Raw genomic sequence first — 21,459 nt, forward strand, 5'->3', positions numbered from 1 at the left:
GCATAATGTCACTCTGTCACGTATTGAAATGAAAAGTAAAACAATTCTCAACAAGGACTGTCGTAACGTGAAACGCGATACGATATAACACCAGGACCCCAATTTTTTACAATTCAGGCCGCATGAGCACATTCAAACCATTAAAAGCACTCACATCGCGTCGTCAGGTTCTCAAAGCGGGGCTGGCGGCCTTAACGTTAACGGGCATCGCTTCACAGGCGCAGGCAAAAGAAGAGACCGCGCTGAAAACCAGTAACGGACACAGCAAGCCAAAAGCGAAAAAAGCGGGCGGGAAGCGCATTGTCATGCTCGACCCGGGCCACGGTGGTATTGATACCGGCGCCATCGGTAAAAATGGCTCTAAAGAAAAACATGTCGTACTGGCGATTGCAAAAAATGTGCGATCGATTTTACGCAGCAACGGCATTGACGCCCGTCTGACGCGCTCTGGTGACACCTTTATCCCACTCTACGATCGCGTAGAGATTGCCCATAAGCACGGCGCGGATCTGTTTATGTCGATTCACGCTGACGGTTTTACTAATCCCTCTGCGGCCGGAGCGTCGGTGTTTGCGCTCTCTAACCGTGGTGCCAGTAGCGCCATGGCGAAATATCTCTCAGACCGCGAAAACCGCGCGGATGAAGTCGCCGGGAAAAAAGCCACTGACAAAGACCACCTGCTGCAACAGGTGCTGTTCGATTTAGTCCAGACCGACACCATTAAAAACAGCCTGACGCTCGGGTCGCACATTCTGAAAAAGATTAAGCCCGTCCACCGTCTGCACAGTAGTGGCACAGAACAAGCCGCATTTGTGGTGCTGAAATCACCGTCAATTCCGTCGGTGCTGGTCGAAACGTCCTTTATTACTAACCCGGACGAAGAGCGTCTGCTGGGCACCACGGCGTTTCGCCAGAAAATCGCCAACGCGATCGCCTCCGGGATCATCAGTTATTTCAACTGGTTCGATAACCAGAAAGCGCACTCCAGGAAACGTTAATGAAACCCAATGCTGAGCGGGTAAAAGAATTTCTGCTGCACCTGCAGGATGAGATTTGCCAGAAACTGGCTGCCGTTGACGGCGGTGAATTCCAGGAAGATAACTGGCAGCGAGAAGCCGGTGGCGGCGGGCGAAGCCGCGTGTTGCGTAACGGCAGCATCTTTGAACAGGCGGGCGTCAATTTTTCTCATGTTCACGGTGATGCCATGCCCGCTTCCGCCACGGCACATCGCCCTGAACTGGCTGGCCGTAGCTTTGAAGCGATGGGCGTTTCTCTGGTGGTGCATCCGCTTAACCCCTTTGTCCCGACCAGCCACGCTAACGTGCGCTTTTTCATTGCCGAAAAACCCGGTGCCGACCCGGTGTGGTGGTTTGGCGGTGGTTTCGACTTAACACCATTCTACGGGTTTGAAGAGGACGCCGTGCACTGGCATACCACCGCACGCGACCTGTGCCTGCCGTTTGGTGAAGACGTTTACCCGAAATACAAAAAGTGGTGCGATGACTACTTCTACATCAAGCATCGCGACGAGCAGCGCGGCATTGGCGGGTTGTTCTTTGACGATCTGAACACCCCTGATTTTGACACCGCGTTCCGCTTTATGCAGGCCGTCGGCCAGGGTTATACCGATGCCTATCTGCCGATTGTCGAACGCCGCAAAAACACCGACTACGGCGTGCGCGAGCGCGAGTTCCAGCTCTATCGCCGCGGGCGTTATGTGGAATTCAACCTGGTATGGGATCGCGGTACGCTGTTTGGCCTGCAAACGGGCGGACGCACGGAGTCGATTTTAATGTCGATGCCGCCGCTGGTGCGCTGGGAGTACAGCTTTGAGCCAAAAGAAGGCAGCCCGGAGGCCGCCTTGCGTGAGTTTATTCAGGTTCGGGACTGGGTTTAAACCCGCCCCTCTCCCCATGTACACTTTGTAGGTCGGGTAAGCGAACGCGCCACCCGACACCACAATTACAGAGGCTGCGTCTGCGCCTCAACCACGGCCAGCGCTACCATGTTCACGATACGACGCACGGACGCAATCGGTGTTAACACATGCACCGGTTTCGCCACGCCCATCAGTACCGGCCCTACGGTCACCCCTTCAGAGCTGGAAACGCGCAGCAGGTTGTAGCTGATTCGCGCCGCTTCCACGTTTGGCATAATCAGTACGTTTGCCGAGCCTTTCAGCGGGCTGTCCGGCATCCGCTCGTTACGGATGCTCTCCACCAGCGCCGCATCGCCGTGCATCTCACCGTCAATCATCAGCTCCGGCGCACGCTCGCGCACCAGCTCCAGTGTCTGACGCATTTTGCACGCCGCCGGGGATTTAGATGAACCGAAGTTGGAGTGCGACAGCAGCGCCACTTTTGGCTCAATGCCAAAGCGGCGTACGGTTTCAGCCGCCATCACGGTGATCTCCGCCAGCTGTTCCGGGGTTGGATCGTCGTTGACGTAGGTGTCGGCAATAAAGGTGTTACCGCTTGGCAGAAGCAGTGCGTTCATTGCCCCGGCGGTATGTACCCCTTCGCGATAACCGAAGATCTCCTGCACGACGCTGAAATGCTCGTGGTAATCACCGATAGTGCCGCAAATAAGCGCGTCGGCCTCACCGCGATGCACCATGATGGCCCCGATCACCGTCGTATTGCTGATAACCGCCCGCTGCGCCTGCTCCTGGGTGATGCCGCGGCGCTTCATGATGGCGTAGTACTCGTTCCAGTACTCTTTAAAGCGTGGATCGGATTCGTTGTTTACGATTTCAAAATCCACACCCGGCTTGATTTGCAGGCCCAGTTTCTGAATACGCATTTCGATAACGCTCGGGCGGCCAATCAGGATTGGCTTCGCCAGACCCAGTGAGATCAGCTCCTGCGTGGCGTGCAGCACGCGCGCCTCTTCCCCTTCAGCCAGCACCACGCGTTTCGCATCCGCACGTGCCTGAGAGAAGATCGGTTTCATGAACAGGTTGGTTTTGTAGACAAACTCAGTGAGTTTATCAACGTAAGCATCGAAATCCTTAATCGGACGCGTTGCCACACCGGAATCCATCGCCGCTTTCGCCACGGCAGGGGCGATTTTCACAATCAGGCGCGGGTCGAACGGTTTTGGAATGATGTAATCCGGGCCAAAGCTCAGATCCTGGTCGCCGTAAGCCGAAGCCACAACTTCGCTCTGTTCAGCATGAGCCAGCTCAGCAATGGCGTGAACGGCAGCCAGTTTCATCTCTTCGTTAATCGCCGTGGCACCCACATCCAGAGCGCCACGGAAGATGAACGGGAAGCACAGCACGTTATTCACCTGGTTCGGGTAGTCGGAGCGCCCGGTACAGATAATGGCATCTTCACGCACCGCTTTCGCCAGCGGCGGCAGAATTTCCGGTTCCGGGTTAGCCAGGGCCAGGATCATTGGCGCGCGCGCCATCTTCTGCACCATCTCCTGAGTCAGCACTTTCGGGCCAGAACAGCCAAGGAAGATATCCGCACCGTCAATCACATCATCCAGGGTGCGCTTGCCGTCGTCGTCCACCGCGTAGGCCGCTTTGGTTTCGGCCATGTTTGGCTCGCGGTCTTTGTAGATAACGCCTTTGGAGTCGCAGACCACAATGTTGTGCTTCTGCATCCCGAGCGCCACCAGCAGGTTCATACAGGCAATGGCTGCGGCGCCCGCACCGGACACCACCATGCGCACGTCAGAAAGATTTTTTTCTACCACCCGCAGGCCGTTCAGAATGGCCGCGGTGCTGATAATCGCCGTACCGTGCTGGTCATCGTGGAACACGGGAATGTTCATTCGTTCACGCAGTTTCTGCTCAATGTAGAAACATTCCGGCGCTTTGATGTCTTCCAGGTTGATACCGCCAAACGTTGGCTCAAGTGCCGCCACCACGTTGATGAATTTATCGGGGTCGAGCTCATCGACTTCGATATCGAACACGTCGATACCGGCGAATTTCTTGAACAGTACCCCTTTCCCTTCCATTACCGGCTTACCGGCCAGCGCGCCGATGTTACCTAAGCCCAGCACCGCCGTGCCGTTAGAGATAACCGCAACCAGGTTACCGCGCGCCGTGTATTTGTAGGCCGCCAGCGGATCTTTTTCGATTTCAAGGCATGGTGCGGCAACGCCTGGCGAATAGGCCAGCGCCAGATCGCGCTGGGTCGCCAGCGGCTTGGTAGGGGAAACCTGGATTTTGCCCGGAACAGGAAACTCATGAAAATCGAGGGCACTCTGTTTTAACTGATCGTCCATCTTATCGTTCCTTTCACGTATCGTTCATAAAGGGTGGCGTAATAACTCTCCTGATGCTCACCCAGGAATGCCGGCTAGTATCGCCAATGCAGGCGCGACAAACTTTGAAGGCTGCCAAACTCTCACCATCAGAAAGCAAAAATTGTTATCAATTTATAACGATCATGTTACCCGTCGCAGAAAGCAATGCCTCCCTCGTCTGCTATGCTTTTTTGTTAAGTACCTCTCGTATTTCGCAGAAGTGTGAACTAACGCACTCATCTAACTCTTTTATTCCAAAGGAGTAATTTTCAATGAACCAATTAGACGGCATCAAACAATTCACCACCGTCGTCGCCGACAGTGGTGATATTGAATCCATTCGCCATTATCAGCCTGAAGATGCGACCACCAACCCTTCACTGCTGCTGAAGGCAGCCGGGCTTGCGCATTACAGCCACCTGATCGATGACGCCATCGCCTACGGCAAGCAGCGCGGTAAAACCCAGGAGCAGCATGTTGCCGAAGCCAGCGATAAGCTGGCGGTGAACTTCGGCGTGGAGATCCTGAAAAGCGTCCCGGGCCGGGTTTCAACCGAGGTGGACGCGCGCCTCTCTTTTGACCAGCAAAAAAGTATCGCCAAGGCCCGCAGGCTGGTTGAGCTGTATCAGGAGCAAGGCATCGATAAATCACGCATTCTCATTAAGCTGGCCTCCACCTGGGAAGGCATTCGCGCGGCAGAAGTGCTGGAAAAAGAGGGGATCAACTGCAACCTGACGCTGCTCTTTTCCTTTGCTCAGGCGCGTGCCTGCGCTGAGGCCGGTGTATTTCTGGTCTCGCCGTTTGTCGGGCGTATCTATGACTGGTATCAGTCCAGACAGCCGCTGGATCCGTACATCGTTGAGGAAGATCCCGGCGTGAAGTCCGTGCGTAATATCTACGACTATTTTAAACAACACCGCTACGAAACCATTGTCATGGGCGCCAGTTTCCGCCGCACCGAGCAGATCCTCGCGCTGGCAGGCTGCGACCGCCTGACCATTTCACCGGCTCTGCTGAAAGAGCTTCAGGAAAAAGAAGAACCCGTCGTCCGTAAGCTGATACCGACGTCAACCCTGTTACCGAAACCAAAAGCAATGACGGAAGCGGAGTTCCGCTGGGAGCACAATCAGGACGCAATGGCCGTCGACAAGCTGGCGGAAGGCATCCGTCTGTTTGCCGTTGACCAGCGCAAACTTGAAGATCTGCTCGCCGCCAAACTTTAACCTTGCCATGGAGTGAATTATGTCCCGTAAAGAGCTCGCCAATGCCATTCGCGCCCTCAGCATGGATGCCGTGCAAAAAGCCAATTCCGGCCACCCTGGCGCCCCCATGGGCATGGCAGATATTGCCGAAGTGTTGTGGAATGACTTTCTGAAACACAACCCCAATGACCCTACCTGGGCCGACAGAGACCGCTTTATTCTCTCCAACGGCCACGCGTCGATGCTGCTCTACAGCCTGCTGCATTTGTCCGGCTACAACCTGCCACTCGAGGAGCTGAAAAACTTCCGCCAGCTGCACTCAAAAACGCCAGGCCACCCGGAGCTCGGCTATACGCCAGGCGTAGAAACCACCACCGGCCCGCTCGGCCAGGGGTTAGCGAATGCCGTGGGACTGGCGATTGCGGAACGCACGCTGGGCGCGCAGTTTAATCAGCCAGGGCATGACATTGTCGATCACTACACCTATGTGTTTATGGGCGACGGCTGTCTGATGGAGGGCATCTCGCATGAAGCCTGTTCGCTGGCGGGCACGCTGGGTCTCGGCAAGCTGATCGGCTTTTACGATCACAACGGCATTTCTATCGACGGCGAGACCGAAGGCTGGTTTACCGACGACACGGCAAAACGCTTCGAGGCATACCACTGGCATGTGGTGCATGAAATTGACGGCCACGATCCGGAGGCGGTGAAAAAAGCGATCCTCGAAGCCCAGAGCGTGAAGGATAAACCGTCGCTGATTATCTGCCGCACGATCATTGGTTTCGGCTCCCCAAATAAAGCCGGGAAAGAAGAGGCGCACGGTGCCGCGCTGGGCGAAGAGGAAGTGGCGCTCACCCGGAAAAAACTGGGCTGGAAATACCCGGCATTCGAAATCCCAAAAGAGATCTACCACGCCTGGGATGCCCGTGAGGCCGGGGAAAAAGAACAGCACGCCTGGAACGACAAATTTGCCGCCTATAATCAGGCGCACCCGGACCTGGCTCGCGAGTTTTCCCGCCGCATGAGTGGCGGATTACCGGACGACTGGGAAGCCAAAACCCAGGCATTAATCGAAAATCTGCAAGCCAACCCGGCTAAAATTGCCACCCGTAAAGCATCACAAAACACCCTCAACGCCATTGGCCCCATTCTGCCTGAACTGCTTGGCGGCTCTGCGGATCTGGCGCCCAGCAACCTGACAATCTGGTCGGGCTCTAAATCGCTGAAAGAAGATATCTCCGGGAATTACATTCACTACGGCGTGCGTGAGTTTGGAATGACGGCGATTGCCAACGGCATCGCCCATCACGGCGGATTTGTGCCCTACACCGCCACCTTCCTGATGTTTGTGGAGTATGCCCGCAATGCGGCGCGTATGGCGGCGCTGATGAAGGCACGGCAGATCATGGTCTACACCCATGATTCCATCGGTCTTGGCGAAGACGGGCCAACGCACCAGGCGGTTGAACAACTGGCCAGCCTGCGCCTGACGCCAAACTTCAGCACCTGGCGTCCGTGCGATCAGGTTGAAGCAGCGGTGGGCTGGAAGCTGGCCGTGGAGCGCCACAACGGACCAACGGCGCTGATTTTGTCGCGGCAGAATCTGGCGCAAATTGAGCGCACGCCGGAGCAGGTGAAAAACATCGCGCGCGGCGGGTACATTTTGAAAGACAGCGGCGGCAAGCCCGATGTTATTCTGATTGCGACAGGCTCAGAAATTGAAATCACGGTTAAAGCCGCAGAGAAACTGACCGCCGAAGGACATGCGGTGCGCGTGGTTTCCCTGCCCTCAACGGATATTTTTGATGCCCAGGATGAGGCATATCGCGAATCGGTTCTGCCATCGAATGTGGCCGCCCGCGTGGCTGTCGAAGCCGGGATCGCCGACTACTGGTACAAATATGTCGGGCTGAAAGGGGCAATTGTCGGGATGCACGGCTATGGCGAATCGGCCCCGGCCGACAAACTGTTCCCCTATTTCGGCTTTACCGTTGAGAACGTGGTGGAGAAAGCGTTGAGCATTATTTAATACTCAAGCTATACAGGCCGGGTAAGGCGTAGCTGCCGCCCGGCTTTTTTTCACACCACTCTTACCCCTGCCGGCATCACCCGCTCCGGCGTTAACAACACGCTCTCGCTGGCGTCATCGGTTTCTGCGCACAGTAACATGCACTCGGACGTTTCACCGCGCATTTTGGCTTTCGCCAGGTTGCACAGCACCACCACCGTTTTCCCCATCAGCTCTTCTTCGCTGTAATACGGCACCAGACTGGTGACGGTTTGCAGCGTTTTACCGCCCACCTCAATCTGCGCGATGTAGAGTTTATCGGCGTTGGCATGGCGTTTAACGTCAACAATGGTCCCGACGCGGATCTCAAGCTTTGCAAAATCATCGTATGCTACCGTTTCCATATTTTCTCCTTGGTAAAATTTTACTAAATACTAGCACGGTATTTACGATCAACAACAGGCGGGATATTTACTAAAAACGGATGCATGTGCGAACGCATCCTTTACAATGGGCACATTACGTGGGGAATAAGGAAAAACATGGCAACGCTCAAAGATATTGCAACAGAAGCGGGTGTCTCGCTGGCGACGGTATCCCGGGTATTAAACGACGACCCAACGCTCAATGTAAAAGAAGAGACAAAACACCGTATTCTGGAGATTGCCGAAAAGCTGGAATACAAAAGCAGCACCTCCCGCAAGATGCAGTCAGGTGCCGTGGGTCAGCAGCATATTCTGGCGCTTTACAGCTATCTGCAAGAGCTGGAAATCAACGATCCATACTACCTTGCTATTCGCCACGGCATCGAAACTCAGTGTGAAAAGCTCGGCGTTGAGCTGACCAATTGCTACGCCAATGCCACGCTGCCAGAGACGAAAAAACTCACCGGCGTGCTGATTGTCGGTAAACCCTCCCCCGCCGTGCGCCGCGCCGCCACCGCGCTGAGCGACAACATCTGCTTTATTGATTTTCACGAACCGGGCAGCGAGTACGATGCGGTTGATATCGATCTTTCGCGCATCAGCAAGCAAATTGTCGACTTCTTTATCCAGCAAGACGTTGACCGCATTGGGTTTATTGGCGGCGAAGATGAGCCTGGCAAAGCCGATATCCGTGAAGCGGCGTTCGTGGAATACGGGCGTCTGAAAGGCGTGGTGTCTGAAGACGATATCTGGCGCGGCGGTTTTTCCAGTTCATCCGGCTATGAACTGGCGAAAAAAATGCTCTCTCAGGAAAGCTGGCCTTCTGCGCTGTTTGTAGCGTCTGACTCCATTGCCATTGGGGTTTTGCGCGCCATTCATGAGAAAGGGCTGGCCATCCCGCAGGATATCTCGCTGATTAGCGTGAACGATATCCCGACCGCCCGCTTCACTTTCCCGCCGCTTTCCACCGTGCGTATTCATTCCGAAATGATGGGCAGCCAGGGCGTAAACCTGCTACTGGAAAAATCCCGTGATGGCCGCGCCCTGCCGCTTCAGGTCTTTGTTCCGAGCGTGCTCAAACTGCGCGGCACCACACGCTAATTCCCCGCTTTTCGTCCTGCCCCACACGCTGCCGGGTTCGCCCGGCAGAGATTTATTTCGTGATCGAGTTAAAGCAAATAGGTTTTACTGATTTTATTTAGTAAAACTTTTACTAAAATACTCAGCAATGATGTTTTGCCCCACAGGGAGATAACATGAATCGCTGGGAAAATATTCAACTCACGCATGAGAACCGGCTTGCGCCGCGTGCGTACTTCTTTTCGTATAACGATGTTGCGCAGGCACGCACCTTTGCCCGTGAAGCCAGCAACCATTTCTTATCCTTAAGCGGCCAGTGGAATTTTCGCTTCTTCACCAACCCGCTGCTGGTACCTGAAAACTTTACCTGTGAATATATGGCCGACTGGGGCGCGATCGCCGTACCAGCCATGTGGCAGATGGAAGGCCACGGCCAGCTGCAATATACCGATGAAGGTTTCCCCTTCCCGGTTGATGTGCCCTGGGTGCCCACCGATAACCCGACCGGCGCGTATCAGCGCTTTTTCACCCTGTCTGACGGCTGGCAGGACAAACAGACCCTGATTAAATTCGACGGCGTAGAAACCTATTTTGAGGTTTACGTTAACGGCCGCTATATCGGCTTTAGCAAAGGCAGCCGGCTGACCGCCGAGTTCGACATCAGCAATGCGGTGGTGACCGGGCAAAACCTGCTGTGCGTGCGCGTTATGCAGTGGGCAGACTCAACCTACATTGAAGATCAGGATATGTGGTGGACGGCGGGCATTTTCCGCGATGTCTATCTGGTCGGCAAAAATCCGGCGCACGTGCAGGACTTCACGGTCAAAACCACATTTGATGATAACTACCAGGACGCAACCCTCTCCTGCCAGCTTGCGCTGGAAAACCTCGCCACGCAGCCGGTTAATGTGTCGCTGGAATATGCCCTCTATGACGGTGACCTGGCCTTGCACCAGGGCACAACCCACAGCCTTACGCTCTCCCGCACAGCGGAAACGGGGTTTAGCATCGCGGTTAAGCAACCACAGCAGTGGTCAGCGGAATCACCCTACCTGTATCACCTGGTGATCACACTGAAAGATGAGCAGGGGCAAACGCTGGAAGTGATCCCTCAGCGCATCGGTTTTCGTGATATCTCCGTGCGAAATGGCCTGTTTTACGTCAACAACCACTACCTGAAGCTACACGGCGTCAACCGCCACGACAACGATCACCAGAAAGGCCGCGCGGTGGGGATGGATCGTGTCGAGCGCGATATCGTCCTGATGAAGCAGCACAACATCAACTCGGTGCGAACCGCCCACTACCCGAACGATCCGCGCTTCTATGAGCTGTGCGATATCTATGGCCTGTTTGTGATGGCAGAAACGGATGTTGAATCCCACGGTTTTGCCAACGTAGGTGATTTGAGCCGCATCACGGACGATCCGGTGTGGGAGCCTGTTTACGTCGAGCGCATCGTGCGCCACATCCACGCCCAGAAAAACCACCCGTCCATTATCATCTGGTCGCTCGGCAACGAGTCCGGCTATGGCTGTAATATCCGCGCGATGGCGCGTGCAGCAAAAGCGCTGGACGACACCCGCCTGCTTCACTACGAGGAAGATCGCGATGCCGAAGTGGTGGATATTATTTCCACCATGTATACCCGCGTGCCGCTGATGAATCTGTTTGGCGAATTCCCGCACCCAAAACCCCGCATCATCTGCGAATACGCACATGCAATGGGTAACGGCCCTGGCGGGTTGACCGAATACCAGACCGTGTTCGATCGCCACGATTGTATCCAGGGGCACTATGTCTGGGAGTGGTGCGACCACGGTATTCAGGCAACCGATGCCAGCGGCAGGACGTTCTACGCCTACGGTGGCGACTTCGGCGATTACCCGAACAACTACAATTTCTGCCTCGACGGGCTTATCTATTCAGATCAAACCCCGGGGCCGGGCCTGCGTGAGTACAAACAGGTTATCGCGCCAGTGAAACTGGCCTGGCACAACGGCGCGCTGCGGGTTGAAAACAAACTGTGGTTCACCAACCTGGATGACTACAGCCTGCATCTCGAGGTGCGCGCAGAGGGAGAAACGCTGCACAGCCAGCAGCTGAGCCTGGCCGGGATTGCCCCGAACAGCACGCACATCCTGGCCGTTGCGTTGCCGGAGCTGGATGAACGGGAAGCTTTTCTCACCGCTCTCGTTCGCAAGAACAGCCGCACGCTGTACAGCGAGGCCGGGCATGAAATCGCTACCTACCAGTTCCCGCTAAAAGCGCGTACCGCCAGCGCAATGCCATTTATCGATCGCAACGCCACCCCGCTGAAGCTTGAAGAGGATCGTCTGAGCTGCACAGTTACCGGTCATAACTTCCGCGTGAGCTTCTCAAAACTGACCGGAAAGCTCAGCGCCTGGCAGGTTAACGGGGAAGAGAAACTGACCCGCGAACCGAAGATTAACTTCTTCAAGCCGATGATTGATAACCACAAACAAGAGTACGAAGGACTGTGGCAGCCCAATCATCTGCACATCTTACAGGAGCATCTTCGCGGCTTTGAAGTAGACGCCTGCGACAGCGAAGTGGTGATCACCACCCGTACGTTGATTGCACCACCGGTATTCGATTTTGGGATGCGCTGCACCTACCGCTGGCGGGTGGCGGCAGACGGGCAGATTAACGTCGAGCTGAGCGGCGAGCGCTACGGTGACTACCCGCACATCATTCCGTGCATCGGCGTCACCCTCGGTATCAACGGAGCGTTCGACCAGGTGACCTGGTATGGCCGTGGCCCGGGCGAAAACTACCCGGACAGCCAGCAGGCCAGCACCATCGATCTGTGGCACGCCACGGTGGATGAGATGTTTGAAAATTATCCCTTCCCGCAGAACAACGGCAACCGTCAGCAGGTGCGCTGGGCATCCCTGGCGAACCGTCAGGGCAGCGGCGTGCTGGTCGTTCCCGAGCAGCCGATTCACTTCAGCGCATGGCACTACACCCCGGAGAACATTCACGCGGCACAACACTGCAATGAACTGCAACGCAGCGATGACATCACCCTGAATCTTGACCACCAGCTGTTGGGGTTAGGTTCAAATTCCTGGGGCAGCGAAGTGCTGGACTCCTGGCGCGTCTGGTTCAGGCCGTTTAGCTACGGATTTACCCTGCTGCCGCTGGCGGGCGGGCAAACCACTTCACGCTTACTGGCGCAGCATCAGTTTGGCGCAGGTTTCTTTTCGACGAATTCGCACAACGAGGCAGACCAATGATCGTTCTCGATAGCCTGGAACAGTTTCAGCAGCTTTATCGCGCAGGCCGCAAATGGCAACGCTGCGTGGAGGCCATTAATAACATCGACAACATCCCGGCAGGCGTTGCCCACTCGATTGGGGATTCGCTGGCCTACCGTGTGACCCGCGATACCACCACGGACGCATTGTTCGTGAGGCATCGTCGCTATTTCGAGGTGCATTACTACCTGCAAGGGAGACAAAAGATTGAGTATGCTCCCCGGCAAGAGCTCCAGCCCGTTGAATGCTATCGCGACGACACTGACCGCGAGTACCTGAAGGGTGTCGGCAAGACCCAACAGGTGCACGAAGGACAACTCGTCATCTGTGAAAACCATGAAGCCTACCGCTTCATCAGTGAAGAGCCGGTAAAAAAAGTGGTCCTCAATGTGACCATTGAAGACGGTTACTTCCATAACAAATAAAAAACACGAGCGGTGCCAACGCAGCACCGCTATCCTCCTCGTACCCGGAGAAACGTTATGTCTGAAACAACCAAGCGTAATACCATCGGCAAATTCGGCCTGCTGTCGCTGACGTTTGCCGCCGTTTTTAGTTTTAACAACGTTATCAACAACAATATCGAACTGGGGCTCGCTTCGGCCCCGATGTTCTTTTTAGCGACCCTGTTCTACTTCATTCCGTTTTGTTTAATCATCGCGGAATTTGTGTCGCTGAATAAAAACTCCGAAGCTGGGGTTTATGCCTGGGTGAAAAGTTCGCTTGGCGGACGCTGGGCATTTATCACCGCCTATACCTACTGGTTTGTTAACCTGTTCTTTTTCACCTCATTATTACCGCGTGTTATCGCTTACGCCTCTTACGCTTTTCTGGGATATGAGTACATTCTTACGCCGTTTGCCACCACGGTACTGAGCATGGTGCTCTTCGCCTTCTCAACCTGGGTGTCCACCAACGGGGCGAAAATGCTGGGGCCCATTACCTCTGTGACCTCCACGCTGATGTTGCTGCTGACCCTCTCCTATATCCTGCTGGCCGGTGCGGCGCTGATGGGCGGCGTGCAACCTGCCGACCCGATTACCGTCGATGCGATGATCCCGCATTTCAACTGGGCATTCCTCGGCATTACCACCTGGATATTTATGGCCGCCGGTGGCGCTGAGTCCGTTGCGGTATACGTTAACGACGTGAAGGGCGGCTCAAAATCTTTCGTTAAGGTCATCATCCTGGCGGGGATCTTTATCGGCGTGCTGTACTCCATCTCTTCGGTACTGATTAACGTCTTTATCAGCAGCAAGGAGCTGAAATTTACCGGTGGTTCAGTGCAGGTGTTTCACGGTCTGGCGGTGTGGTTTGGTCTGCCAGAAGTGCTGATGAACCGTTTTGTGGGCCTGGTCTCTTTTACCGCAATGTTTGGCTCGCTGCTGATGTGGACGGCAACGCCGGTTAAAATCTTCTTCTCTGAAATCCCAACCGGTATTTTTGGCCCGAAAACCGTCGCCCTGAACCAGAATGGCGTACCGGCTCGCGCGGCCTGGATACAGTTTCTGATTGTCATCCCGCTGATGATTATCCCGACTATGGGCTCGAACACCGCGCAGGATCTGATGAACACCGTCATTAATATGACCGCCGCGGCTTCTATGCTGCCACCGCTGTTCATCATGCTGGCGTATCTGAACCTGCGGCGTAAGCTCGATCATCTGCCGCGCGATTTCAAAATGGGCTCACGCACCACGGGCATGGTGGTGGTATCGATGCTGATTGTTATTTTCGCCATCGGCTTCGTCGCCTCAACCTTCCCGACCGGCGGCAATATTCTGACGATTATTTTCTATAACGTCGGCGGTATTGTTTTATTCCTCGGCTTTGCCTGGTGGAAATACAGCAAATACGTAAAGGGATTATCAAAAGAACAACAAGAAGTTGAAGCATCTCCCGCATCAAATATTACCTGATGCAGCAGGCAGGGTTTTTATTTCTTTGGGATGAGTTTATGAAAATTAAAGCAAATTATGCTGGGGCACTCGCTGCCCTCTCTTTCTGCTGCCCGTCATTTGCCGCAGAGGACGCGCGACCGGCAGAGCACGATGACACCAAAACGCCGCAGATAAGTTCTCCGTCATACCGCTTTTATGGCGAACTGGGTGTCGGCGGATATATGGATCTGGAAGGTAAGGAAAAACACAAATACAGTGACGGGACCTATATTGAGGGCGGTCTGGAAATAAAACAGGGCAACTGGTTTGGGCTGATTTACGGCGAAGGCTGGACGGTACAGGCCGACAGCCAGGGCAATGCCTGGGTCCCCGATCACAGCTGGGGCGGTTTTGAAGGCGGGCTTAACCGTTTATACGGCGGTTATAAAACCAATAACGATACCGAAATCATGCTCAGCGTGCGACAAGACTCCTCGCTTGATGACCTGCAATGGTGGGGCGATTTCACGCCGGACATGGGATATGTGATCCCCAATACCCGCGACATCATGTACGCCCTCAAGGTGCAGAATCGTTCGGGTAACCTGCGTTACAGCGTGACCGCCACGCCTGCGGGGCACCATGACGAAAGCAAGGCCTGGCTGCATTTTGGCAAATACGATCGCTATGACGATAAATACACCTACCCGGCAATGGCGAACGGCTATATCCAGTATGACATCGTCAAGGACGTCACCTGGATGAACGGACTGGAACTCACCGACGGTACAGGTCAGCTCTTTCTGACCGGGATTCTGTCCCCTAACCTGGCTGCTCGCGCCTGGCACCATACCGGACGCGCCAGCGGCAAGGACACCTCCGGTACGGAATCGGGGTACATGGTCAGCGCCATGGTAGAGGCGCTTAAGGGGGTCTATCTCTCCACCGCCTACAGCTACGCACGGCATCGCCCGGACAATGCTGCCGACGAAACCACCTCGTTTATGCAGTTTGGTATCTGGTACGAATACGGCGGGGGGCGCTTCGCCACCGCTGCCGATAGCCGCTTCTATATGAAAAATGCCTCTGGTGATCCGAGAGACCGGATCTTCCTGATGCAATATTTCTACTGGTAAAAAGGGAACCGCCGCCAATGAAAATATCGACCTGTCTGACCCCGCTGGCCTGCGCGCTCGCGTTGAGTTTCTCCGCGCACGCCGCCACGGCCGACGCGTTTAAAAATGTCATAAACCGAACCGGCGCGCCGGCATACATGCACGATTTCGATGATGACGACCACCAGCGTTTTAACCCCTTTTTCGATTTGGGTGCCTGGCATGGTCATCTGTTGCCGGACGGGCCGCAGACCCAGGGAGGATTTCCCGGCGTAGCGCTGCTCACCGAAGAGTACATCAACTTTATGGCGACCAATTTTGACCGCCTGAGCGTCTGGCAAAACGGCAAAAAAGTGGACTTTACGCTTGAGGCTTACAGCCTTCCCGGCGCGCTGGTGCAAAAACTGACCGCCAAAGATGTGCAGATTGAGATGACGCTGCGCTTTGCTTCTTCGCGTACCTCGCTACTGGAAACCCGAATCACCAGCAGCACCCCGCTCGACCTGGTGTGGGACGGCGAACTGTTGGAAAAGCTGGAAGCCAAAAGTGGCAAGCCGCTCTCAGATAAAACCATCGACGGCGCGTTCCCGGATTATCATCGCCAGATTGTGCCGACCCGCGATGGGCTAAAAGTCACCTTCGGCAAAGTGCGTTCCACCTGGGATCTGCTCACCTCCGGCAGTTCGGAATATCAGATCCATAAATCGATAGCCACGCAGACCAGCGTGGACGGTCACCGCTTTATCAGCAAGGCGCACATTTCCGGCAGCACCACGCTCTACACCACCTACTCCCATCTGCTGAATGCCGATGAAGTGCAACGCGAACAGCCGCAAATTCGCGACATTCTGGCGCGCCCCGCCGTCTTTATGAGCGCCTCCAAAACGCGCTGGGAAACATATCTGCAAAAGGGGTTAAGCAATCCGAACGCTACGCCAGAGCAGACTCGCGTGGCGGTCAAAACTATTGAAACTCTCAATGGCAACTGGCGCTCACCGGGCGGCGCAGTGCGCTACAACACGGTCACGCCGTCCGTGACCGGGCGCTGGTTCTCAGGCAACCAGACCTGGCCGTGGGATACCTGGAAGCAGGCCTTTGCCATGTCGCACTTCAACCCGGATATCGCCAAAGAGAACATTCGCGCGGTCTTCTCCTGGCAAATCAAACCGGACGATCCGGTGCGCCCGCAGGACGCCGGTTTTGTGCCCGATCTCATTGCCTGGAACCTGAGCCCGGAACGCGGCGGCGATGGCGGCAACTGGAACGAACGCAATACCAAACCGAGCCTGGCGGCATGGTCGGTGATGGAGGTTTATAACGTCACACACGATAAAGCCTGGCTTGCCGAAATGTACCCAAAACTGACGGCGTATCATGACTGGTGGCTGCGTAACCGGGATCATAACGGCAACGGCGTGCCGGAATATGGCGCAACCCGGGACAAAGCCCATAACACCCCTGGCGGTGAGATACTGTTTATGGTCAAAAAAGGCCAGAAAGAAGAGTCGCTTTCAGGCCTCGATAAGTACGAAAAGGTGGTCAGCAGCGGCCATTACGACAGTCTTGAAATTCCGGCACAGGTGGCCGCGTCCTGGGAATCCGGGCGCGATGACGCCGCCGTATTCGGCTTCATTGATAAAGAACAGCTGGATGCGTATGTGAAAAACGGCGGGAAACGCAGCGACTGGACGGTGAAATTCGCAGAGAACCGCAGTAAAGAAGGGACTCTGCTGGGCTATTCACTGTTGCAGGAGTCTGTCGATCAGGCGAGCTATATGTACAGCGACAATCACTATCTGGCGCAAATGGCGACTGTGCTGGGCAAAACCCAGGACGCAACCCACTACCGCCAGCTGGCAGATAAGCTCGCGAACTATATCAATACCTGCATGTTCGACGCCGCCAGCGGCTTTTACTATGACATTCGTATCGAAGACAAACCGCTGGCAAACGGCTGTGCGGGGAAACCTATCGTCGAGCGTGGTAAAGGGCCGGAAGGCTGGTCACCGCTGTTTAACGGCGCAGCCACGCAGCAACAGGCGGATGCCGTGGTGAAAGTGATGCTGGATGAAAAGGAGTTCAACACTTACGTGCCGCTCGGGACTGCCGCGCTGACAAACCCGGCGTTCGGCCCGGATATTTACTGGCGTGGCCGCGTCTGGGTAGATCAGTTCTGGTTTGGCTTAAAAGGGATGGAGCGCTACGGTTATCGCCAGCAGGCGCAGCATCTGGCACAGGCGTTCTTTAATCATGCAAAAGGGCTCACGTCCGACGGCCCGATTCAGGAAAACTACAATCCGCTGACCGGAGCGCAGCAAGGCGCACCTAACTTCTCGTGGAGCGCGGCGCATCTGTACATGCTGTATAACGACTTTTTCCGTAAAGATTAACGCGTGATCCAGAGCGTGGGCCAGGCGTCTGGCCCATGCCAGTTATCGCAGCTTGGCTCTTCTGCATACCGTACCAGGCGAAAACGCTGGCCGTCAAAGCGCCAGCGGGTCTGAATGCCGCAATCTGCAATCCCCCGCCCTAACGCCAGCGTGCTCAGCTCACGGGTTTTCTCGTCAAAGCTGGCGTTCATCAGCTCCATTTCACTGCTGTCGCTCGAGGGCGTAAACGGCAGTCGCAGCCTGACGCTTCTGGCAGCAAAGGGCTTTTTACGTGACACCAGCCAGGCGAGGTCGACGGTGTTATAGGCCCCGGCTTCGCAGCTGATCATCAACAATGCTTTGTCATCGGTTAACGCCGTTACCCGCACTTCCCGGCGATTAGGATCAAGCGAGCACTGGCTGTTGTTCATCCGCCAGGTGCCATAATCCAGCAGATCGTTGAGTTCATCATGGGAAAGCGGTGTCGGGGTAGGGTTCACGACCGCCACCTCTTTCAGGGCGGGCGCAGGCGGCACGCTTAACGGCGGCTCACCGCCTTTTTTAATCCACGCGGTTTCACTGCCCACGCGCTTTTGCTGGGCATCAATAAACAGCAGCGCGGCCTTCAGCCCGTCCAGAGAGATAATCTGTATTCCCCCTTTCAGGGTCAGCGCTTTGCCTTCCTGAATGCTTTTCAAAAAGGCGGTGATGGTTGTGGCATCATCCGTCATTAAATGCCACGCAGTCACCTGCCAGTGCAGTGGTTCCAGCTTTAACGGGGCATTATCCAGCAGAAGGCGCGGCGCGATGTCAGGCTCTTTAACCGACGGGGAATCAAGCCCTCCCAGGTCGATACGCAGCGTGGCGTCTGTTTTCGCACCGGCACTGCGGCTGAGCGTCATCACCAGGCCATGATGTTCACCGGTATTGCGTGCAACGCAGAAGTTTTGGTTGTTACAGGTCACCTGCCAGTCAGAAAAAGACTGCTGTGCAGGCGCAGCCCACACCAGAGGCGTGCGTAGCACGCAACATAACGAGAGAATAAAAACGCAGTAGCGCATGGATGGCACAATCCCGGAAACAAAAACGCAAATCTGGGCAGTATCTTCGTGTTACAACCTGGCGGGCTCAATCGGATTTATCGGATAGATTTATCTGAAACTCATCAGACTACCGTTCGAAAGCACCGCTCATTAACCCGGTTGTTTGCAAATACTGCAATAAGATCACCGCTTTACCGTCCTTGATCTCCCCTGAGCGCAGCATTGTTAATGCCTGAGAAAAAGGGATTTCCAGTACTTCGATATCTTCGTCATCCACACCGCCGCCCCGGTGAGTGCGCTGCGCATCGCTGTATTCCGCAATAAAGAAGTGCACTAATTCCGTTACGCCGCCTGGCGACATAAATAACTCAAAGACTTTTTTCACTTCGCCCACTTCAAAGCCCGTCTCTTCAATGGCCTCTTTGCGGATACAGACTTCCGGCTCGTCGTCATCAAGCAGACCAGCACAGGTTTCAATGAGCCGTCCGTCCGGGTTGCCGTTTACCCATGTCGCAACACGGAACTGGCGAATCAACACTACGCTCTGTTTTTCACGGTTATACAGCAGGATGGTCGCCCCGTTACCGCGATCGTAGACCTCACGCTTGTGACGGATCACCTCACCGTTTTTACGTGTTAAATCATAGGTGATGTTACGCAGGACAAAGTAATTTTCAGAAAGGATTTTGTCTTTGATAACGTCTATTTTCAGGGTCATACGGGCTCCACGGCGCAAGGAATGTGCTTATACTACGCCGCGAAACCCGCTTTGTCGCCCGCCTGATTTAGTGCGTTTTGGGCGCGCGAATCCCAAGCCAGTCCATCATGCCCTGCGCCGCATGGCGCCCTTCCGCCATCGCGGTAACCACCAGATCCGCACCGCGCACCGCATCGCCGCCAGCGAAAATTTGCGGGTTGGTTGTCTGGTAGCGATAAGGACTGTCAACAGAAGCCACAATCCGCCCCCAGTCGTCGGTGTTAACCCCCTGGGCCTGTAACCACGGCATGGCGTGCGGGTTAAAGCCAAACGCCATAATGACCGCATCCGCGGGCATTACGAACTCACTACCCGCCACCGGAACCGGCCGACGACGCCCCTGAGCATCAGGCTCGCCCAGTTCAGTACGCAGCATTCGGATCCCGTTCACTTGTCCGTTCTTCGCCAGCGTCAGCTCAACCGGTTGCACGTTAAATTCAAACTCTGCGCCCTCTTCCTTCGCGTTTTTCACCTCTTTTTTCGAGCCAGGCATATTGGCCTCATCGCGGCGGTACGCGCAGGTCACTTTCGCCGCACCATGACGTAATGCAGTACGCACGCAGTCCATCGCCGTATCGCCCCCGCCAAGCACCACCACGTTCAGCCCCTGTGTGTTGATGTACGGTTCGGCGGCTGTCGGCTCAAGCCCCATCACCTGGCGCGTGTTGGCCACTAAAAACGGCAGCGCATCGTACACACCAGGCGCATCCTCATGCGGGATCCCCGCTTTCATCGAACGATAGGTGCCAACGCCGATAAACAGGGCATCGTAGTCACTCAGCAACTGAGCCATCGACACGTCTTTGCCCACCTCGCAGTTCAGCTCGAAGTGGATCCCCATGGCGGTAAAGATCTCCCGACGGCGTGCCAGCAGTGATTTGTCCAGCTTGAAGGCCGGGATGCCGAAGGTCAGTAATCCGCCGATTTCCGGGTGTCGGTCATACACGGTGACGTTCACCCCATGGCGCACCAGCACGTCTGCACAGGCAAGCCCGGCGGGGCCCGCGCCAATAATGGCAATGCGTTTATCTACCGGAACGACCCCAGTCATGTCCGGAGTCCAGCCCATGGCCAGCGCCTGATCGGAGATATAGCGTTCGATATTGCCAATCGTCACCGCCCCGGATCCATCCCGCACGGTGCAGGCGCCTTCACATAATCGGTCCTGCGGGCAGACGCGGCCGGTGATTTCAGGTAAACAGTTGGTCTGATGAGAAAGCGCCACCGCACCAGCGATGTCCCCCTCTTTCACGCGCTCAATCCACTGAGGGATATGGTTATGCAGCGGGCATGTCCATTCGCAGATACTGTGTTCGCCGCATTTCAGGCAGCGTGAGGCCTCACGATGCGCCTGCTCTGCCCGGAATGGCAGGTAGATCTCATTAAAATGGCAGGCGCGCGCTTCAGGGCTGAGCTTGTCCGGCTCGCCGCGGGGTGGCAGGGCCTGCATCTGTTGCATTTTTGTTGGTGGCGTTTGGCGCTGTGCCGCCTCGCTATGCCAGGGCTGTGCTTCGAGCCTTGCGGTGCGCAGGCGGCGTGATTTCGCCAGATTATCCAGTACCCCGGGCGTGGCGAGCGTCAGAACATCCGCCGGGCAATTTTCGATGCAGGCCGGGCCTTGCGGGCGCTGTACACAGAGGTCGCACTTGTGGGCCGTGGCCTTCACGCTACCGTTGTTCAGCGGCGTAACGATGATTTCCATCGTGCCAAACGGGCAGGCCACCACGCAGGCTTTGCAACCAATGCATTTTTGTTGATTCACCTGTACGCTGTCATGGTTTTTGCTGATCGCACCGTTAGGGCAGCTCTGCGCGCAGGGCGCATTCTCACAATGATGGCAGGTGATGGGGCTTGTTCTGGCACCGGAGCGGAGTACCGTAATGCGGGGATGAAAATGGCGCTCGCTCAGGACATGTTGCTCGCCGTTGTGCGCCATGACACAGGCGACTTCGCAAGCACGACATCCGATACATTGCTGGCTGTTGGCCATAATAAAACGATTCATAACTACACCTGTTTTGGCTTCAATAACCTTA

The 21,459-nt window shown here is 55.5% G+C and carries 15 protein-coding genes; 10 read left to right on the forward strand and 5 right to left on the reverse strand.

All coding sequences use genetic code 11. The features are described from left to right. Positions 1-122: 122 nt before the first annotated feature. Positions 123-998, forward strand: a complete 876-nt coding sequence (gene amiA / locus N1249_RS15715; protein WP_259830878.1) for an N-acetylmuramoyl-L-alanine amidase AmiA — start codon at positions 123-125, stop codon at positions 996-998. Further along, positions 998-1,897: an oxygen-dependent coproporphyrinogen oxidase gene (hemF, locus tag N1249_RS15720; protein ID WP_182061954.1), complete on the forward strand. Its 900-nt coding sequence runs from the start codon at positions 998-1,000 to the stop codon at positions 1,895-1,897. Before amiA ends, hemF begins: the two co-directional genes overlap by 1 nt. A 65-nt stretch (positions 1,898-1,962) precedes the next feature. Here the strand turns inward: hemF and maeB are convergent, their stop codons facing one another. Next, positions 1,963-4,242, reverse strand: coding sequence for an NADP-dependent oxaloacetate-decarboxylating malate dehydrogenase (gene maeB / locus N1249_RS15725; protein ID WP_259830881.1), 2,280 nt, complete (start codon positions 4,240-4,242; stop codon positions 1,963-1,965). Positions 4,243-4,535: 293 nt separating this feature from the next. Between maeB and tal the strand changes: the two genes are divergently transcribed. Both tal and tkt read left to right on the forward strand, forming a co-directional pair. Further along, positions 4,536-5,486, forward strand: a complete 951-nt coding sequence (gene tal, locus N1249_RS15730; protein WP_259830882.1) for a transaldolase — start codon at positions 4,536-4,538, stop codon at positions 5,484-5,486. 19 nt (positions 5,487-5,505) lie between these two features. After that, positions 5,506-7,494 (forward strand): transketolase, encoded by a 1,989-nt coding sequence (tkt, locus tag N1249_RS15735; protein WP_259830884.1) that lies wholly within the window; start codon positions 5,506-5,508, stop codon positions 7,492-7,494. A gap of 50 nt (positions 7,495-7,544) precedes the next feature. Here tkt and N1249_RS15740 read toward each other — a convergent pair whose 3' ends face one another. Next, positions 7,545-7,877, reverse strand: coding sequence for a tRNA-binding protein (locus tag N1249_RS15740; RefSeq protein WP_259830886.1), 333 nt, complete (start codon positions 7,875-7,877; stop codon positions 7,545-7,547). Between the two features lie 138 nt (positions 7,878-8,015). Between N1249_RS15740 and ebgR the strand changes: the two genes are divergently transcribed. The 6 genes from ebgR (at position 8,016) to ygjK (ending at position 17,644) form a co-directional block, all read left to right on the forward strand. Then, positions 8,016-8,999: a transcriptional regulator EbgR gene (gene ebgR, locus N1249_RS15745; RefSeq protein ID WP_259830888.1), complete on the forward strand. Its 984-nt coding sequence runs from the start codon at positions 8,016-8,018 to the stop codon at positions 8,997-8,999. Positions 9,000-9,154: 155 nt separating this feature from the next. Beyond that, the gene (gene ebgA, locus N1249_RS15750; protein ID WP_259830890.1) at positions 9,155-12,238 is read left to right on the forward strand and encodes a beta-galactosidase subunit alpha; all 3,084 of its coding nucleotides are present in this window, start codon (positions 9,155-9,157) and stop codon (positions 12,236-12,238) included. Beyond that, positions 12,235-12,684, forward strand: a complete 450-nt coding sequence (locus N1249_RS15755; RefSeq protein WP_014071267.1) for a beta-galactosidase subunit beta — start codon at positions 12,235-12,237, stop codon at positions 12,682-12,684. Before ebgA ends, N1249_RS15755 begins: the two co-directional genes overlap by 4 nt. 57 nt (positions 12,685-12,741) lie before the next feature. Next, a complete protein-coding gene (locus N1249_RS15760) occupies positions 12,742-14,178 on the forward strand; it encodes an amino acid permease (protein WP_217187401.1) in 1,437 nt (478 codons plus the stop codon). Between the two features lie 38 nt (positions 14,179-14,216). Further along, a complete protein-coding gene (ygjJ, locus tag N1249_RS15765; RefSeq protein WP_259830893.1) occupies positions 14,217-15,275 on the forward strand; it encodes a protein YgjJ in 1,059 nt (352 codons plus the stop codon). 17 nt (positions 15,276-15,292) lie between these two features. Further along, on the forward strand, positions 15,293-17,644 hold the full coding sequence (gene ygjK, locus N1249_RS15770) for an alpha-glucosidase (protein WP_259830895.1): 2,352 nt from the start codon (positions 15,293-15,295) through the stop codon (positions 17,642-17,644). Here ygjK and N1249_RS15775 read toward each other — a convergent pair. From N1249_RS15775 to aegA, 3 genes are all read right to left on the reverse strand, one after another. Further along, positions 17,641-18,684, reverse strand: a complete 1,044-nt coding sequence (locus N1249_RS15775; RefSeq protein WP_259830897.1) for a DUF1176 domain-containing protein — start codon at positions 18,682-18,684, stop codon at positions 17,641-17,643. The two genes, ygjK and N1249_RS15775, sit on opposite strands and share 4 nt — an antisense overlap. Positions 18,685-18,793: 109 nt before the next feature. Continuing rightward, positions 18,794-19,384, reverse strand: coding sequence for a GDP-mannose pyrophosphatase NudK (gene nudK / locus N1249_RS15780; RefSeq protein WP_166716553.1), 591 nt, complete (start codon positions 19,382-19,384; stop codon positions 18,794-18,796). 67 nt (positions 19,385-19,451) lie between these two features. Then, positions 19,452-21,428: a formate-dependent uric acid utilization protein AegA gene (gene aegA / locus N1249_RS15785; RefSeq protein ID WP_311202494.1), complete on the reverse strand. Its 1,977-nt coding sequence runs from the start codon at positions 21,426-21,428 to the stop codon at positions 19,452-19,454. Positions 21,429-21,459: the final 31 nt, after the last annotated feature.

This window comes from Enterobacter sp. CP102 (assembly GCF_025152625.1).
GTDB lineage: Bacteria > Pseudomonadota > Gammaproteobacteria > Enterobacterales > Enterobacteriaceae > Enterobacter > Enterobacter soli.